Origin of the sequence: Klebsiella sp. S69 (assembly GCF_016516145.1) — a bacterium.
GTDB classification, from domain to species: Bacteria; Pseudomonadota; Gammaproteobacteria; order Enterobacterales; family Enterobacteriaceae; genus Klebsiella; species Klebsiella oxytoca.
The window spans coordinates 145,372-160,881 of sequence record NZ_JACVUU010000018.1 but is presented as its reverse complement, the minus strand read 5'-3'; the positions used below and the strand labels follow the sequence as shown (position 1 = coordinate 160,881).

The following is a 15,510-nucleotide window of genomic DNA, read 5'->3' as shown; positions in this document are numbered from 1 at the left end:
TCCCGGAGGCGATGCTGCGCATCTGTCCGGGCTACAGGTTACCAGCCGTCTACGGTCTCGCAGCCCGGGCAAGGCGCGTTGCGTCGCCCCCGGGAGTTATTTGGCGAATTTATCCAGCACGCGAATCAGCTGGGTCACGAAACCGTATTCGTTATCGTACCAGGCGACGGTTTTTACGAGCTGGAGATCGCCAACTTCTGCGATCTCCAGCTGGGTGGCGTCGTAAATTGAACCGAAATGGCTGCCGATTACGTCTGAGGAGACGATCTCCTCTTCGGTATAACCAAATGACTCATTGTTCGCCGCCGCCTCCCTCATCGCCTGATTAACCTCCTCGGCGGTCACTTTTTTCTCCAGCACCGACACCAGTTCGGTTACCGAACCGGTTTTGGTCGGCACGCGCTGAGCGTGGCCTTTCAGCTTGCCGCTAAGTTCAGGGATGACCAGACCGATAGCTTTCGCCGCCCCGGTGGTATGCGGAATGATATTTTCCGCCGCCGCGCGGGATGCGCGTAAATCTTTGCCGCGCGGGCCATCAACCAGCGACTGGGTGCCGGTATAGGCGTGAATCGTGGTCATGGTTCCCACTTTAATACCAAAGGCGTCATTCAGCACTTTCGCCATCGGCGCCAGGCAGTTGGTGGTGCAGGATGCTACAGAAATTATCGTATCCTTGGCGTCCAGCGTATCGTCGTTAACGTGATAGACGATGGTCTTCATATCGCCCGCCGGCGCGGAGATCAGAACTTTTTTGGCTCCGGCGGTCAGATGCGCCTGCGCTTTCTCTGATGAAGTGTAAAAGCCGGTACACTCCACGATAAGTTCAGCGCCCGTCGCTTTCCACGGAATATGCTGGGCCTCTTTTTCGGCATAAACGGTGATTTTTTTGCCATCAACGATCAGCGCATCTTCAGTAAAATCAACGCTCCAGGGGAAAGGTCCGTAGTTAGAGTCGTGCTTTAGCAGGTAGGCCAGCACTTTCGGTGAGGTGAGATCGTTAATGGCGACCACCTCTAAGGAACTATTAACCTCCAGTAACCGGCGCAGCACCAGCCGTCCAATACGCCCAAATCCATTAATCCCGAGTTTGCTCATGAAGAATCTCCAGGTCAGTTGAATCGTGATGTGAAAACTTCTCCAGGCTTAGTCCAGCAGTCAGGATAGGGCAACCAGCGAATTTTTTGCCGCGAGAAAGGTGGCCGCTAAATATAGCGGGAAAAGCGTGTAAATCCGGGAGGTTGAGGGTATGACGGAAACGGCTAATAATTTTTTGTTTCAGCGTTATACGCCACGGGCATATTGGCTGCGCAGAGAAAAGGAAAGGGCGGACCCGTAAAGACCCGCCGATGGCGATTATCTGGCCAAAGCGCCTGATTCAGCGAAAGCGGCTAGCGCGGCGCCGTCAAGACGATAGCGCACCCATTCACTTTGCGGCAGCGCGCCAATGCTCAGATAAAAATCGATGGCCGGCTGGTTCCAGTCGAGCACGCTCCACTCTAACCGGCCGCATTCTCTTTTAACCGCTAGCTGAGCAATGGTGCGCAAGAGTGCTTTTCCCGCGCCGTTGCCGCGAAACTCGGGCGAGACGTACAGGTCTTCCATATAGATGCCATTGCGTCCGAGCCAGGTGGAATAGCTGGTGAAGAACACCGCATACCCAGCGACCTTATTTTCTATCTCGCAGATCAGCGCTTCCGTTTTGCTGTCGCTGGCGAAAAGGGTGGCCTGGATCTCCTCGACCGTGGTAACCACCTGCTCCGGCGCTTTTTCATACACTGCGAGCTCATAAATCATGTCATAAATTGCTTTTGCGTCCGCCGGGCTGGCCTGACGAATGGTCATATTCATTGAATTACCTGTTGTGCCGTCGTGAGTTTGATACCGCAAAGCATAAACGTTAAGGTTAGAAGAATTAAGTGCAATGAAATCACTGAATGATGAATATTATGCATCCCGCCCTTCGCCGTCTTGATTTAAACCTGCTGCCGGTATTCGAGGCGGTCTACCGCTATCGCTCGGTCCGCCTGGCGGCGGAAGAGTTAGCAATGAGCACATCGGCGTTAAGCCACGCGCTATCCAGGCTGCGCGCGGCGCTTAACGATCCGCTTTTTTATCGTGAGGGTCACCGCATGTGCCCCAGCGTATATGCGACCCAGCTCGCGCCGTCGATATCATCTGCGTTAAAGTTTTTAAATCAGGAGCTCACCCCGCAGCCAAAGTTTGTCGCTTCCGCCAGTACCGACTGCCTACAGATCGCGATCACGGATTTCACCGCGCAGTGCGTTTTTCCAACCCTGATGTCCAGACTTCACCACCAGGCGCCGGGTTTGCGTTTCGAACTGCGTTATCTGCCGCATAGTCCGGCGCTGACGGAACTGCTGGCCGGAGAGGTGGACCTGGCGTTGGGTTTCAGCGCGCTCAATGAAGCGGAACATCCGGAACTGGATGAGATTCGCTGGCTGCAGGATGACTATGTTGCGATGAGTAACGAAAGGCGGAACAGACTCACGCTGGCGGATTATCTGGCGGCCCAGCATCTGGTGGTCACTCCGTGGAATGAAAGCCAGGGGGTTCTCGATGTGCAGCTGGCGAAAATGGGCTTCACGCGACATATCACCATCAAAACCCCCTCAATGCTGAGCGCACCGTTTATTATTGCGCAAAGTGAACTGTTGATGGCGATGCCGCGCTCGGCTGCTGAAAAGATGCTCGCAACCGCCGGGGTCAAGATTTTTGAACTGCCGTTTGAGGTGCCGCCATTTGAAGTGAAAATCTATTCCCATAAGCGCAGCGGTCAGCGCGGCGCAAGCCAGTGGCTGAAAGACACGCTGCGGGAGTGGGCGGCGCCGGAGGGCATCTGATGGCGGGTTTGACGAGTCAGCGATATATGCTTAACTCATGATATCAGAAATGTAAAATCTGTGTTAACAATCAAGGCGCGCATTGACTCTACGCGCTGCGCCGCTCATCCATAAAAGATAAGAGAGACAAATTGAAATTAGCCGGACCTCATCCAGATGAACTGCGTCGTCTGCAATCGCTGCGGGCATCCGGGTTGCTGAATAGCGGAAAAGAAGAGCGCTTCGATCGCCTGACCAGGCTGGCGCGTACGCTCTACGATCTGCCGGTGGCGTCGATTAGCCTCGTCGGGGAGAACACCCTGCATGTTAAATCCTGCGCCGGACTTGATGTAGATACGCTGCCAAGGGATATCACCTTCTGCGCGCACACCATTCTGCAAACCGATCCTTTGATCGTCAACGACCTGCAGCAGGATATGCGCTTTCACGATAACCCGCTGGTGACGGAAGCGCCGTTTATTCGCTTTTATGCCGGGTATCCGGTTCAGCTACCTGACGGCGCGACGGTAGGTTCGTTCTGCCTTATGGATCATAAGCCGCGCGCTTTTTCCGGACATGAAATTCAGATATTGAGTGACCTGGCCGCCATTGTAGAAGATGAATTCAAGGTGCTGGATGCGGCGACCGCCGACGAACTGACGGGGTTATTTAACCGGAGGGGATTTTTGTCGTTAGCGGAGTATGCGCTGTTAACAGCCAGACGGCGAAGTGAACCGGCGAGCCTGGTGTTTATCGACCTCGATCGCTTTAAGCTGATTAACGATACCTGGGGCCATGAGCAAGGGGATAAAGCCCTGACGGCAATCGCCGATGTGATGAAGTCTACCTTCAGAGAGTCGGATTTAATTGCCAGACAGGGCGGCGATGAGTTTATCATCCTGCTTGCCAATACCGCCCAGCAGGCCGCGAACAAGGCGATGGAGCAGCTTAGCCAGAATGTTGCCGAGTATAATCAGCAAGCGGGTAATCCGTGGCAGCTGGCGTTCTCATGGGGCTGCGTTGAATACGATCCCCATGAGCACCATAGTCTCAATGACATCGTTGCAGTGGCCGACCGGCGGATGTATCAGGCTAAAACGAGCCATGGCGCAGAGCGCCGGTAGGCGTGTCGCCCGGCGTCGTCTGCCGGGCGTCTGCGGCATCCCCTGCGGTTCAGGCGAGTGATCGCCGCAGCTTACGCAATCTTAGTGGAGTCCAAGACGGATCAATTCAACGGGCTCGAATTTGCCTTCAGCGCCTTCAACTTCTACTGTCTTATTACGACGCAGCTGGGCAGGAGTAAGACCATTGGCATGTATAGCAACAATTTTACCGGTTTTACCCGTCCCGTTAATCATTACCTGACTACCGTTAGTAATAGGGTTGCGGTTACGATCGTAAGTGATCATGGCTATTTCTCCTCTTAATAATCTGCAAATAAAACTCCGCTTAACCACCAGGCTTACTCCCGGCAACGGACGTAATACAAATACGCCTCTGAGGCTGGCGTTTTTTTGTTTTTGATCAACATCACACTTTTTAGCGGTCAGCGAAGGCCATTTCCTGACCGTTCGTCCGCGCGTTATGCTTCCGCAGGTCTTTGACTTTGTACACTATGGTTGCGGATGCTCAGGTTGCAGACGCGGTTGCGGCTGCTAAACTTTTGGCGGGCATAACGGAGCGGAACGATGAACAACAAAGACGAGCAAACGGGGCTGATCGGGCTTGCGATTGGCGCAGCGGTCATTGGCCTGGTGTCTGACCAGAAGCCAATTAATCGGGAAAGTATTGTTGAGGAACTGATGCGGTTAGGCAGGCAGAAGGGAGATGGCGTCGAGGACGAGATTTTTAAAAAAGCGGCAACGCTGGTGCGAAAGGGGATATAAACCCCGATAAAGAGATAAACGAAGCCCGGGTATCAGAAAACCCGGGATTACACCGGGAGCAAAGTCATCATTAGCCAGGCTAAAAAAATGCATATCAGCGTCATATACCAGACAAAACTCATTTTACCACCTGACTCTACAGCGCCATGCCAATCACTGCGTTAACCACGGATGAAGCCATTAACACGCCGCCAACGATATAACAGGTTCGGTTCTTTCGGCTCGCGGCTAAGGCCAGAAGAACAATAGCTGCGGCAAAGAATGGGATAGCTATGATGCTAAATGTGTTCATGATTCCCTGAGGCCTTATTCGTCAATATTCCCGCAAGTGGCTTCGCGGTTAAGAAGGCATAGACCGCGATTCGAAATCTACCGGAACCCGGTTAATCTTCCTGCATCCACATATCGGCTTCTTCAAACATTTCCTGCACGGCGCGGCTGATCTGCTCCTTCTCGTGCTTGCTGGCGTCGGTATTAATCGAAGCTAAAGTCATCATCGGTTTTACGCGGACGTCGGCATCGGGAAAAATGCGGTGAACTCGCTTCGTCAGTTCATTAAGAATGATCTCTTTAGCGCCGGCCAATCCCTCGAAATTTCTTTTGTCATAAATCAGTTCTACAAACATGCGTTATCCCGGTTATTTTGATGACAGCCAGTATTGTACTGTAATTATATACAGCGTCAAGGCGACAGAATAAGTTCCTCGCGCAGGCGCGATCTCTGCTTTTGCATCAAATGCCGGAGTAGGGCAATTGTTTTTTTATAAGTACGTAAAAGTTAATGAATTTTTAATAAAAGGTGGTTATGTTGACTCCATCACCATCTTTTTAAGGGTTTTCCATGCGCGATAAATACTCTGGCCTGCAGATAGGCATCCACTGGCTGGTTTTTTTATTAGTGATTGGCGCGTACGCGGCGATGGAGCTGCGGGGCTTTTTCCCGCGCAGCGCGCGGCCTGCCATTAATATGATTCACGTCTCGTGCGGTATTTCTATCTTTGTTCTGATGGTGGCGCGCCTGATCGTGCGCCTGAAATCACCGGCGCCGCCGATAGTCCCCAAACCATCGCCGATGATGACCGGCTTCGCGCATCTCGGGCATCTGGTGATCTATCTGCTGTTTATCGCGCTGCCGATCATCGGCATGGTCATGATGTACTATCGCGGCAACCCGTGGTTCGCTTTTGGTCTGACCATGCCGCACGCAGCGGAAAGCGACTTTGAACTGGTGGATAATCTGAAAGCGTGGCATGAGCTGCTGGCCAATACCGGCTACTTTATTATCGGCCTGCACGCGCTGGCGGCGCTGATGCACCATTATTTCTGGAAAGATAACACGCTGCTGCGGATGATGCCGCGTAAGCGTTAAACCCCGCTAAACCCGCTTCGGCGGGTTTTTTGTCGCTCTTTATTTTAATTGTGATAAAAATGTTATCAACAATAAAAAAAGGGGAACGGTATGAAAGTCAGACTTGCCATCGCAGAAGAGGCTCCGGCCCTTTGGGAAGTTCGTAATCAGGCGATTCGCCACGGCTGCCGTGAAAGCTATGCTGCGGAAGTCCTCCAGGCCTGGACTCCCGACAACATGCCTGAAGGTTATCGCCATGCGGTGCGCGATAATCCATTTTTTGTTGTTGATGATGGGCAGGGCAAGCCAGTCGCCAGCGGCTATCTGGATATCAAAGCGGGTAGCGTTGAAGCCATATTTACTTTGCCGACCTGGGAGGGTAAAGGCTGCGCCAGCATGATTATGGCGGCGATTATCGGGGAGGCGAAACAACGCAAGTTCAGGCACATTACCCTCGATGCAACGCCAAACGCGGCCGGTTTTTATCTGCGCCTGGGATTCACTTCAACCGGCGAAAAGCGCTGGCATTCGAACATGGCGAACGCCGACTTACGCTGTGAATCGATGATCCTTAGCCTCGATTGAGCGCAAATTCTCGCCGCTATGCTACGGTTAAAGCGGCGAAGCCATTTGCCTCATGGCAATAATAAATATAGTATACCCCCCTATATGATATGGAGGGCGACACCATGCCACATTCACCTGAAGATAAAAAGCGTGCCCTCAGCCGGGTAAGGCGCATCCGCGGCCAGGTTGAAGCGCTCGAGCGGGCGCTGGAATCTGGCGAACCCTGTATGACCATTCTGCAACAGATTGCCTCTATTCGCGGCGCCGCTAACGGCCTGATGGGGGAGATGGTTGAGATTCATCTGCAGGACGAACTGGTTAGCGGCGAAACGACGCCAGACCAGCGCGCCGCCAGAATGGCGGAAGTCGGGCATCTGCTACGATCCTATTTAAAATAAAATCACCACGAGGAAGAGAGATATGAAATCACGTGCAGCCGTCGCGTTTGGCCCAGGCCAGCCGCTTTCAATCGTTGAGATTGACGTCGCGCCGCCGAAAAAGGGCGAAGTGCTGGTGAAGATCACCCATACCGGCGTATGCCATACCGATGCTTTCACCCTCTCCGGCGACGATCCGGAAGGCGTCTTCCCGGCGGTGCTGGGTCATGAAGGCGGCGGTATTGTCGTCGAGGTTGGCGAAGGCGTAACCAGCCTGCAGCCGGGCGACCACGTTATTCCGCTCTACACCGCCGAATGCGGCGAATGTAAATTCTGTAAATCAGGCAAAACCAACCTCTGTCAGGCGGTTCGTGCTACCCAGGGTAAAGGCCTGATGCCGGACGGCACAACCCGTTTCTCTTATAACGGTGAACCAATCTACCACTACATGGGGACCAGCACCTTTAGCGAATACACCGTAGTGGCCGAAATTTCGCTGGCCAAAGTAAACCCGCAGGCGCCGCTGGACAAAGTCTGCCTGCTGGGCTGCGGCGTCACGACCGGCATCGGCGCGGTGCACAACACGGCGAAAGTGAAAGAGGGCGATACCGTCGCCGTTTTCGGGCTTGGCGGCATTGGTCTGGCGGTGATTCAGGGCGCGGTACAGGCGAAAGCCGGGCGCATTCTGGCGGTTGATACTAATCCGGAAAAATTCACCCTCGCCAAAGAGATGGGCGCCACCGACTTTATCAACCCAAATGACTACGATAAGCCGATTCAGGATGTGATTGTTGAGCTGACCGACGGCGGCGTCGACTTTAGCTTCGAGTGTATCGGTAACGTGAACGTGATGCGCGCGGCGCTCGAATGCTGCCATAAAGGCTGGGGCGAAAGCGTGATTATTGGCGTTGCTGGCGCAGGCCAGGAGATCAAAACGCGGCCATTCCAGCTGGTCACCGGGCGCGTCTGGCGCGGCTCCGCCTTCGGCGGCGTCAAGGGACGCACTCAGCTGCCGGGCATGGTGGAAGACGCGATGGCGGGCAAAATTCGCCTCGACCCGTTTATTACCCACCGTATGCCGCTGGATCGGATCAACGAAGCTTTTGACCTGATGCATGAAGGGAAATCAATTCGTACCGTCATCCATTTCGGTGACAACTGATTTTTCAGTCCAAACATAACCCGGGCTTGCCCGGGTTATTTCTGAATATACGCTATTCTCGCCGCAAATTTTCATAACCGCTATGCCACCGCCGCTGTTCCCGACGCTCCCGTTCGCGCTGAATATCAGATTTTTCATCTTCCCAGACCGCGCAGTGCGGGCCGCTAAAAACCTCGCAGGGCGGCTGGTCAGTGGTGAGCGGGTTGGCCGTTTTCTCTTCCCAGATCGTCGGATCGCGCAGGTCCACTTCCGGGGCCTTCAGCGCCTGTGCGGAGGCAGCGGCTAACGCCAAAACGGTGCCTGCGAGCAGGCGGCAGGTTGAACTTTTCATCCATTATCCTTGTTCAGTTTTTATTATTGATAACCATTCGCAATAATAACATGACTGAATGAAAATGGCGCGTTCAGGGAGATGAGAAGACAATTTCGCTGTCGTGATGTCGTGATGTCGTGATGTCGTGATGTCGGGTAGCGGCTGGCGCCTGACCCGACCTGCAACACCGTGGATAACCACCACTGGTAGGCACAGTAAGGCGTTTACGCCACCGGGCAATATCCAGGAAAGGTACTTCGCCAGTAAAAAGGGCCCCGGCTGGGGCCCTGAGGATTACTTCTGCTCCGGGAGCGCGTAGGCAATAATATAATCGCCGCGGTCCGGGGACTGGCGAGCGCCGCCCGCATTGATGATGATGTACTGCTTACCGGTTTTCGGCGAGACATAGGTCATCGGGCCGGACTGGCTGCCGACCGGCAGACGCGACTTCCAGATCTCTTTACCGTTGGCGGTATCAAACGCGCGCAGGTAGAAGTCCTGGGTACCCGCGAAGAACAGCAGGCCGGACTGGGTGGCAAGCGAAGCGCCCAGCGTCGGCATGCCGATAGGGATCGGCATATGCATGCGGATCCCCAGCGGACCGGTGTCCTCTACGGTGCCCACCGGAACCTGCCACACCAGCTTGCCGGTTTTCAGATCGACCGCTGACATCGTGCCGAACGGCGGTTTCTGGCAAGGAATGCCCAGCGGCGACAGGAAGCGCTCGCGCATGGCGCCGAACGGGGTGCCTTCCATCGGCACTATCCCCATTTCGATACCGCTGGCGTCTTTCGCCACGTTGGCGCGCGGAACCATATAGTTGGCGAGGCCAAGGCGCATATCGTTGACGAACATCAGGCTATTATTCGGGTCAACCGACACGCTGCCCCAGTTCATCCCGCCCAGCGAGCCAGGATACTGCAGCGAACGATCTTCGCCTGGAGGGGTGAAGACACCCTGATGGCGCATCTCTTTAAACTGAATGCGGCACAGCAACAGGTCGACAGGCGTCGCGCCCCACATATCCGACTCTGTCAGCGTCTCGTTGCCGATCATTGGCATGCCAACGGAATAGGGCTGGGTCGGGGAGTAGCGCTCGCCTTTGACGTTGCCCGCAGGGACAGGGCGTTCCTCAACTTTGGCGACTGGTTCACCGGTGGCGCGATTGAGCATAAAGATCATGCCCTGTTTACTGGTTTGCACCAGTACCGGGGTGGTGCCGCCTTTACCGTCAGGAAGATCGTACAGCAGCGGCTGCGAAGGCAGGTCGAAGTCCCAGAGATCGTGGTGGGTGGTCTGATAATGCCAGCGTACCTGTCCGGTCGTCGCATCAACGGCCACGATGGAAGAGCTGTATTTATCGTCCAGCGCGGTACGTTCGCCGCCAAAGAAGTCTGGGGTAGCGTTACCGGTAGGCAGGTAAATCAGATTCAGCTTCGCGTCATAGGACATGGCCGACCAGACGTTCGGCGTACCGCGGGTGTAGGTTTGCCCTGCAGGCGGTTCACCGGTCAGGTTCGGGTTGCCCGGATCCCATGCCCACGCCAGCTTGCCGGTGTGAACATCATAGGCGCGAACCACGCCCGGAGGCTCGCCGGTGGAGAAGTTATCCGCCACGCGACCGCCAACCACGACGACGTTACCCGCCACCAGCGGCGTAGAGGTTTGCTGGTAGTAACCTGCTTTGATTTCCCCCATCCCCACGCTAAGGTCAACGATACCGTGGTCGCCGAATGCGTCGCACAGTTTACCGTTATCGGCATCAATGGCGATCAGACGGGCGTCGGTAGTTGGCAGGAACAGACGGCGGGAGCAGGCGGCCGGCTGCGTATCGGCGGCAGAGGACACCTGGGCCTGGCTGTCTTCGTAATAGCCTAAACCACGGCAGCGCTGCCAGTTCGGCGCGGTGGCTTTTGAATCATAGCGCCACTTCTCTTTACCGCTATCGACATCCAGCGCCAGTACTTTGCTGTAGGGCGTACAGACGTAAAGCGTATCGCCAATCTGCAGCGGCGTATTCTGGTCTTCCGCGCCGGAGCCGTTGCTCTGCGGGATATCGCCGGTATGGGCGATCCAGGCGACCTGCAGCTGGTTCACGTTCTGTTTGTTAATCTGGTCGAGGGCGGCGAAGCGATCGCCGTGGGTGGTGTTGCCCCAGTGCGCCCAGTTCTTCTGCTGCTCGCCGGCGGCGACCGGTTTAACCGGCACCGCCTCGCTGGCGCTGACCAGAGGCTGAGATTTGAACATCCAGCCGAAACTTGCCAACAGGACCACTGCCAACACCGCTGCCAGGCCAAACGCGGGCCCTTTTTTCGCAGGCTGGCGGGAAAGGAACGGCCACACCAGCGCGCACAGGAAGGCCAGCACGCCGAGCGCGAAAAGGCGCGAGAACAGCGGCCAGTAAGTCCACCCCGCGTCACTAATCGCCCAGACGATCGAGACGAGAAACGCCAGCCCATACAGCAGTATGCCGCCGCGACGGTTGCGGAAAATGAGCGCTGAGGCGATCACCATCACCAGGCCCATAATCGCAAAATAGAACGTCCCGCCGACCGAGGCGAGCTTTGCACCAAGAATACCGATAGCCAGACCGATGATCAGCATCAGTCCGGCGAGAAGCCACTGCAGGATCCGTGGGAACCCTCGCGGCACGTTGCCAGTTGCCATTTTTGTCTCCTTAACCACCCCTGAACAGGCGTGAACCAGATGAATCAAATTTTCAAGTTAACTCTTTTGAATGAAGTGACCGTGGCCTTCATAAAAGCGGGTTTTTTGCTGTTATTGATTTCGAGTGAACCATTTGGTGAAATCATGGCTATGATAGATCTGTTAAATAAATTTGCGCAATTGTTAATGAATGATTTCGCACTAATTGATTATTGTGATGAATGACGTTAGTGAATCGCTGGAAAAAGAGGCTGCGTTTCCCCGGCGGCTGGAGGGGCGGCGCCGGGAGAAAAGCGGAAGACGCCGGTCAGACCGGCATAGATTTGCGAATGGCGCTCAGCAACGTTTGGCTACCGGCGGTGAGGGTGGCATCCACGCGGGTCAGAATACCGATAGGTTCGCCAGCGCCCTGAGTGGGTATGGGCAGCGCGGCGAGCAGTCCACGGCGCAGATCGTCCTTCACCGCGCCGGAGGGGACGAACCACACGTAGTCGTAATCGACGGTGAGCTGGCGCGAGAGCGAGGCCGACAGCGTTTCGATGCAGCCAGTGGGAATTTTACAGCCCTGGCTTTGCAGCAGGGCTTCCGCATTCTGTCGCGGCAGTGTGCCTTTTGGCGATACCACCACCGGCCACTCCATCACCCGGCTCAGGGTAACGGTTTCCTGCAGCAGCGGGTGCCCCGGACGAACCACCAGCTTCAGCGATTCAAGAAACAGCAGCTCATAGTTCAGACCGCTCATCAACTCCGGATCGGACATTCTTCCGATGCCGATATCGATTTCTCCCGATTTCAGGCCCGCCAGCAGCATGGTGTTATTCATGGTCGCGACCTGCAGGGTGATATCCTTTTGCTGCTGGTGAAACTGGCCAATCACCGAGGGCAGAATCCCCAGCGCAGCGGTTGGCAGCGCTCCGATACGCACGATGTCGTTGCTGAGGCCTTCTTTACGATTCAGCGCTTGCCCGGCGGTATTGAGCGCGTCCAGCACTTTCACCGCATGGGTAAGAAACTGTTCCCCGACCAGCGTGAGCTGAGCGCCAAGGCGTCCGCGCTCAAACAGCCGCGTACCGGTAAGCTGCTCCAGTTCATTCAGGGTTTTGGACAAAGCCGGTTGGCTAAGGTTTAAGGTTTCAGCCGCGCGCCCAAGAGTTCCCTGTTGAGCGACGGCCACGAAGGTATGTAGATGGCGCAAGCGAATGCGCTGACTGAAAAGACCATTTTTTTGCATAATCAATGTTAAGAACTGAGGCTGACCGGTGACAAGTAAGGGTGTTTAAATTTGTTAACTTCATAGCAAAATATTATTAACATTTTATATTATTATTTTACAAGTTGATTTTGTTGAGATTGTGGAAAAGCGCCGCCTCTGGCTGGCAGAGGCGGAGAAGGAACGGGCAAATTTAGATATCGAAGAACACGGTTTCGTTGTCGCCCTGTAAGTGAATATCGAAGCGATAAACGATTTCCGTGCCGCGCACTTCGCGCTGCCCGATGAGGGTCTGACGGCGAACTTCCCACTCAATCAGATTGAGCACCGGATCGGCCTGATTAGCGTCCTGCTCGTCGGAGAAGTACATCCGCGTATTAAGGCCAATGTTTATTCCGCGCGCCACCACCCATAAATTGACGTGAGGGGCCATTACGCGGCCATCACGGCCCACCACGGCGCCGGGTTTAATGGTTTCGAAGCGCCAGATACCGCTGGTAAAGTCCGAGCAGCTGCGCCCCCAGCCGCGAAACTCCGCATCCAGCTTTTTGTTTTGCTGCCGATCGTCCGGGTGATTGTAGCGCCCGGCAGCGTTGGCCTGCCAGATTTCCAGTAGCACATCGCGCACCGGCGTTCCGGAGCCATCGATGACTCTGCCTTCAATGGTAATGCGCTCACCCTCGGTCGCAGGGGTCGTCAGCGTTGGGCCAAAGTTATTCTCAAAGATATGAAATCCGGCGGCGTCCGGCGCCAGGCCGATATGCACATAAGGACCGGCGGTTTGTGAAGCGGTTTCGGGTAAAAAATCTCTCATCGGGCGGCCCCCTGCGTGCGGTTTTCAAACAGCGTGGCGCGGTGGCCGCGCAGCACGAGATCAAAACGGTAAGCCAGCGAGTCCAGCGGTACGGCGGCATGGGGATCCAGCTCGGCGATCAGCGTCCTGATGGCATCGTCGTTATTGATGGTTTTGACGATAGGACACTGTTTGATCAGCGGATCGCCTTCAAAATACATCTGCGTAATTAAACGCTGTGCCCAGGCGTCTCCGGAGAGAGAGAAGTGAATATGCGCCGGGCGCCAGTCGCTTACCTGGTTGCGCCACGGGTAGGGGCCGGGTTTGATGGTGCGAAAACAATAATAGCCGTTCTCGTCGGTCAGCACGCGTCCACAGCCGCCAAAGTTCGGGTCGATCGGCGCCAGATATTGATCCTTTTTATGTCGGTAGCGTCCGCCAGCGTTGGCCTGCCAGACTTCGACCAGCGTATTTTTCATCGGCCGACCGAATCCATCGCGTACGTAGCCGTGCACAATAATTCGCTCGCCAATCGGCAGGCCGTCTTTGGCGTAATTCAGGATCAGGTCGTTATCGAGCGCGCCGAGATCGTCGCTACTGAAAACCGGCCCGGTGATTTCCGAAAGTGAATTCTGTAGGGAGATAAGCGCATTGCGCGGCGAGCGCAGAACGCTGGTTTTATAGCCCGGCGCGTAAGCCGGAGGATGGCTGCTATAGTCGCGATGCAGAACCTCGCGCGGTGACCATTTGTCGTTCATCAGGGTACTCCGTTTTATCGGTAGAGAGGCATATCGTTGTTATGTCGCCACAAGCAGTGTGTGTAAATGTTTTGTTAATTTAAAGTGAAATTAAAGGGTGTTTAACATAACTACTGGTTATGAAGTGTTCAGGCGAAATTAAACGGGCAGCTACCGGCATCACAGTTTGTAAATTCTTCCCACCGTCTTCAGACAGCTTTTCTACACTCCAGGGAGAATTCACTGGAGGTAAGACATCATGGCGAACACCATCACGGCTGATGAGATTCGGGAGTGCTTTTCGCAGGCGATGTCGGCGATGTACCAGCAGGAAGTTCCGCAGTACGGGACGCTACTGGAGCTGGTGGCCGACGTTAATCTGGCTATTCTGGAGAATAACCCGAAGCTGCATGAACAACTGGCTAACGCCGATGAACTGGCGCGGCTGAACGTTGAACGCCACGGCGCGATCCGCGTTGGTACGGCGGAGGAACTGGCGACCTTGCGTCGCATGTTTGCCATTATGGGAATGTATCCCGTTAGTTATTACGATCTGTCGCAGGCTGGCGTGCCGGTTCACTCCACCGCGTTTCGTCCCGTTGATGACGCCGCGCTGGCGCGCAACCCGTTTCGTATTTTTACTTCGCTTCTGCGCCTTGAGCTTATTGCTAATGAAGCGTTGCGTAAGCGGGCGACGCAAATCCTTTCCGGGCGCGATATCTTCACCCCACGCTGTCGTGAACTGATTGCGCTTTATGAACAGAAAGGGGAGTTCACCGCCGCAGAGGCCCGGGAGTTCGTCGAACAGGCGCTGAAAACCTTTCGCTGGCATCGACAGACCCTCGTCGATGAAGAAACCTATCATGCGCTGCACGATGAGCACCGGCTGATTGCCGATGTCGTCTGTTTCCCCGGCTGCCACATCAATCATCTGACTCCGCGCACCCTGGATATCGATCGGGTACAGGCGCTGATGCCTGAATGCGGCATCGCCCCGAAGGCGTTGATAGAAGGGCCGCCGCGCCGCGAAGTGCCTATTTTACTGCGCCAGACCAGCTTTAAGGCTCTCGAGGAGCCGGTGATGTTTGCCGGAGAGCATAAAGGCACGCATACCGCTCGCTTTGGTGAAATCGAGCAGCGCGGGATTGCCCTGACGCCGAAAGGCCGCGCGCTCTACGATCGTCTTCTGGGCGAGGCGGGGGTGGGCAAGGATAACCTCAACCATCAGCGTCATCTGCAGGAGGTGTTTAGCGCGTTTCCGGACAGCGAATTCCTGCTGCGTCAGCAGGGACTGGCATACTTCCGCTACCGCCTGACCCCTGCCGGAGAAGCCCATCGTCAGGCGTTTCGCCCCGGAGACGATCCGCAGCCGCTGATCGAACGCGGCTGGGTGATTGCGCAACCGATTATTTATGAAGACTTTTTACCGGTAAGCGCCGCCGGGATATTTCAGTCGAATCTGGGCAACGAGGTGCAGACCCGCAGCCACGGCAACGCCAGCCGGGAGGCCTTTGAGGAGGCGCTGGGCTGTGCGGTTTATGACGAGTTCACCCTCTATCAGCAGGCGGAAGAGCGCAGCAAACGACGTTGCGGTCTGCTGTAAAATCAGT

At 55.3% G+C, this 15,510-nt stretch carries 18 protein-coding genes; 9 read left to right on the top strand and 9 right to left on the bottom strand.

The annotated features are described in order from the left end of the window. Positions 1 to 96: 96 nt before the first annotated feature. On the bottom strand, positions 97 to 1,095 hold the full coding sequence (gene gap / locus IAE27_RS18465; protein ID WP_154022173.1) for a type I glyceraldehyde-3-phosphate dehydrogenase: 999 nt from the start codon (positions 1,093 to 1,095) through the stop codon (positions 97 to 99). Between the two features lie 258 nt (positions 1,096 to 1,353). Then, positions 1,354 to 1,848 carry a GNAT family N-acetyltransferase gene (locus tag IAE27_RS18460; protein WP_004101724.1) on the bottom strand — a complete coding sequence of 165 codons (495 nt, stop codon included), beginning with the start codon at positions 1,846 to 1,848 and terminating at the stop codon, positions 1,354 to 1,356. Positions 1,849 to 1,934: 86 nt separating this feature from the next. Between IAE27_RS18460 and IAE27_RS18455 the strand changes: the two genes are divergently transcribed. Together IAE27_RS18455 and IAE27_RS18450 are read left to right on the top strand one after the other, a co-directional pair. Further along, positions 1,935 to 2,861 carry a LysR family transcriptional regulator gene (locus IAE27_RS18455; RefSeq protein ID WP_064407050.1) on the top strand — a complete coding sequence of 309 codons (927 nt, stop codon included), beginning with the start codon at positions 1,935 to 1,937 and terminating at the stop codon, positions 2,859 to 2,861. Between the two features lie 131 nt (positions 2,862 to 2,992). Continuing rightward, positions 2,993 to 3,964, top strand: coding sequence for a sensor domain-containing diguanylate cyclase (locus tag IAE27_RS18450; protein ID WP_004101728.1), 972 nt, complete (start codon positions 2,993 to 2,995; stop codon positions 3,962 to 3,964). Between the two features lie 81 nt (positions 3,965 to 4,045). Here the strand turns inward: IAE27_RS18450 and ydfZ are convergent, their stop codons facing one another. Then, complete coding sequence (gene ydfZ / locus IAE27_RS18445; RefSeq protein ID WP_004101729.1) at positions 4,046 to 4,249, bottom strand: putative selenium delivery protein YdfZ; 204 nt, start codon at positions 4,247 to 4,249, stop codon at positions 4,046 to 4,048. Between the two features lie 279 nt (positions 4,250 to 4,528). On the opposite strand from ydfZ, the gene IAE27_RS18440 reads away from it, so the two are divergent. Further along, entirely contained in the window at positions 4,529 to 4,726 is a 198-nt protein-coding gene (locus IAE27_RS18440; protein WP_004101732.1) for a hypothetical protein, read from the top strand. Positions 4,727 to 5,109: 383 nt separating this feature from the next. Here the strand turns inward: IAE27_RS18440 and IAE27_RS18435 are convergent, their stop codons facing one another. After that, complete coding sequence (locus tag IAE27_RS18435; RefSeq protein ID WP_004101739.1) at positions 5,110 to 5,352, bottom strand: DinI family protein; 243 nt, start codon at positions 5,350 to 5,352, stop codon at positions 5,110 to 5,112. A gap of 215 nt (positions 5,353 to 5,567) precedes the next feature. Here IAE27_RS18435 and cybB point away from each other — a divergent pair, with 215 nt between their 5' ends. From cybB to IAE27_RS18415, 4 genes are all read left to right on the top strand, one after another. Next, positions 5,568 to 6,095 (top strand): cytochrome b561, encoded by a 528-nt coding sequence (gene cybB, locus IAE27_RS18430; RefSeq protein ID WP_004101740.1) that lies wholly within the window; start codon positions 5,568 to 5,570, stop codon positions 6,093 to 6,095. A 90-nt stretch (positions 6,096 to 6,185) separates the two neighbouring features. Continuing rightward, the gene (locus IAE27_RS18425; RefSeq protein WP_004101741.1) at positions 6,186 to 6,659 is read left to right on the top strand and encodes a GNAT family N-acetyltransferase; all 474 of its coding nucleotides are present in this window, start codon (positions 6,186 to 6,188) and stop codon (positions 6,657 to 6,659) included. 104 nt (positions 6,660 to 6,763) lie between these two features. Next, positions 6,764 to 7,039: a metal/formaldehyde-sensitive transcriptional repressor gene (locus tag IAE27_RS18420; RefSeq protein ID WP_004101746.1), complete on the top strand. Its 276-nt coding sequence runs from the start codon at positions 6,764 to 6,766 to the stop codon at positions 7,037 to 7,039. Positions 7,040 to 7,061: 22 nt separating this feature from the next. Next, the gene (locus tag IAE27_RS18415; protein ID WP_004101749.1) at positions 7,062 to 8,180 is read left to right on the top strand and encodes an S-(hydroxymethyl)glutathione dehydrogenase/class III alcohol dehydrogenase; all 1,119 of its coding nucleotides are present in this window, start codon (positions 7,062 to 7,064) and stop codon (positions 8,178 to 8,180) included. Between the two features lie 52 nt (positions 8,181 to 8,232). Here IAE27_RS18415 and IAE27_RS18410 read toward each other — a convergent pair whose 3' ends face one another. Together IAE27_RS18410 and IAE27_RS18405 are read right to left on the bottom strand one after the other, a co-directional pair. Beyond that, entirely contained in the window at positions 8,233 to 8,511 is a 279-nt protein-coding gene (locus IAE27_RS18410) for a hypothetical protein (RefSeq protein WP_004101752.1), read from the bottom strand. A 276-nt stretch (positions 8,512 to 8,787) separates the two neighbouring features. Further along, positions 8,788 to 11,160, bottom strand: a complete 2,373-nt coding sequence (locus tag IAE27_RS18405; RefSeq protein ID WP_070557550.1) for a membrane-bound PQQ-dependent dehydrogenase, glucose/quinate/shikimate family — start codon at positions 11,158 to 11,160, stop codon at positions 8,788 to 8,790. Between the two features lie 39 nt (positions 11,161 to 11,199). Between IAE27_RS18405 and IAE27_RS18400 the strand changes: the two genes are divergently transcribed. After that, positions 11,200 to 11,385 (top strand): hypothetical protein, encoded by a 186-nt coding sequence (locus tag IAE27_RS18400; RefSeq protein WP_154022171.1) that lies wholly within the window; start codon positions 11,200 to 11,202, stop codon positions 11,383 to 11,385. A gap of 82 nt (positions 11,386 to 11,467) precedes the next feature. On the opposite strand, the gene IAE27_RS18395 is transcribed toward IAE27_RS18400, so the two are convergent. The 3 genes from IAE27_RS18395 to pcaH all read right to left on the bottom strand — a co-directional run bounded on the left by IAE27_RS18395 (position 11,468) and on the right by pcaH (position 13,921). Then, positions 11,468 to 12,391 carry a LysR substrate-binding domain-containing protein gene (locus IAE27_RS18395; RefSeq protein ID WP_004101757.1) on the bottom strand — a complete coding sequence of 308 codons (924 nt, stop codon included), beginning with the start codon at positions 12,389 to 12,391 and terminating at the stop codon, positions 11,468 to 11,470. A gap of 172 nt (positions 12,392 to 12,563) precedes the next feature. Next, entirely contained in the window at positions 12,564 to 13,184 is a 621-nt protein-coding gene (gene pcaG, locus IAE27_RS18390) for a protocatechuate 3,4-dioxygenase subunit alpha (RefSeq protein ID WP_004101759.1), read from the bottom strand. Then, positions 13,181 to 13,921: a protocatechuate 3,4-dioxygenase subunit beta gene (gene pcaH / locus IAE27_RS18385; RefSeq protein WP_004101761.1), complete on the bottom strand. Its 741-nt coding sequence runs from the start codon at positions 13,919 to 13,921 to the stop codon at positions 13,181 to 13,183. The genes pcaG and pcaH overlap by 4 nt, the downstream gene beginning before the upstream one ends. A gap of 238 nt (positions 13,922 to 14,159) precedes the next feature. Here pcaH and IAE27_RS18380 point away from each other — a divergent pair, with 238 nt between their 5' ends. Continuing rightward, positions 14,160 to 15,503 carry a VOC family protein gene (locus IAE27_RS18380; RefSeq protein ID WP_154022170.1) on the top strand — a complete coding sequence of 448 codons (1,344 nt, stop codon included), beginning with the start codon at positions 14,160 to 14,162 and terminating at the stop codon, positions 15,501 to 15,503. Positions 15,504 to 15,510: the final 7 nt, after the last annotated feature.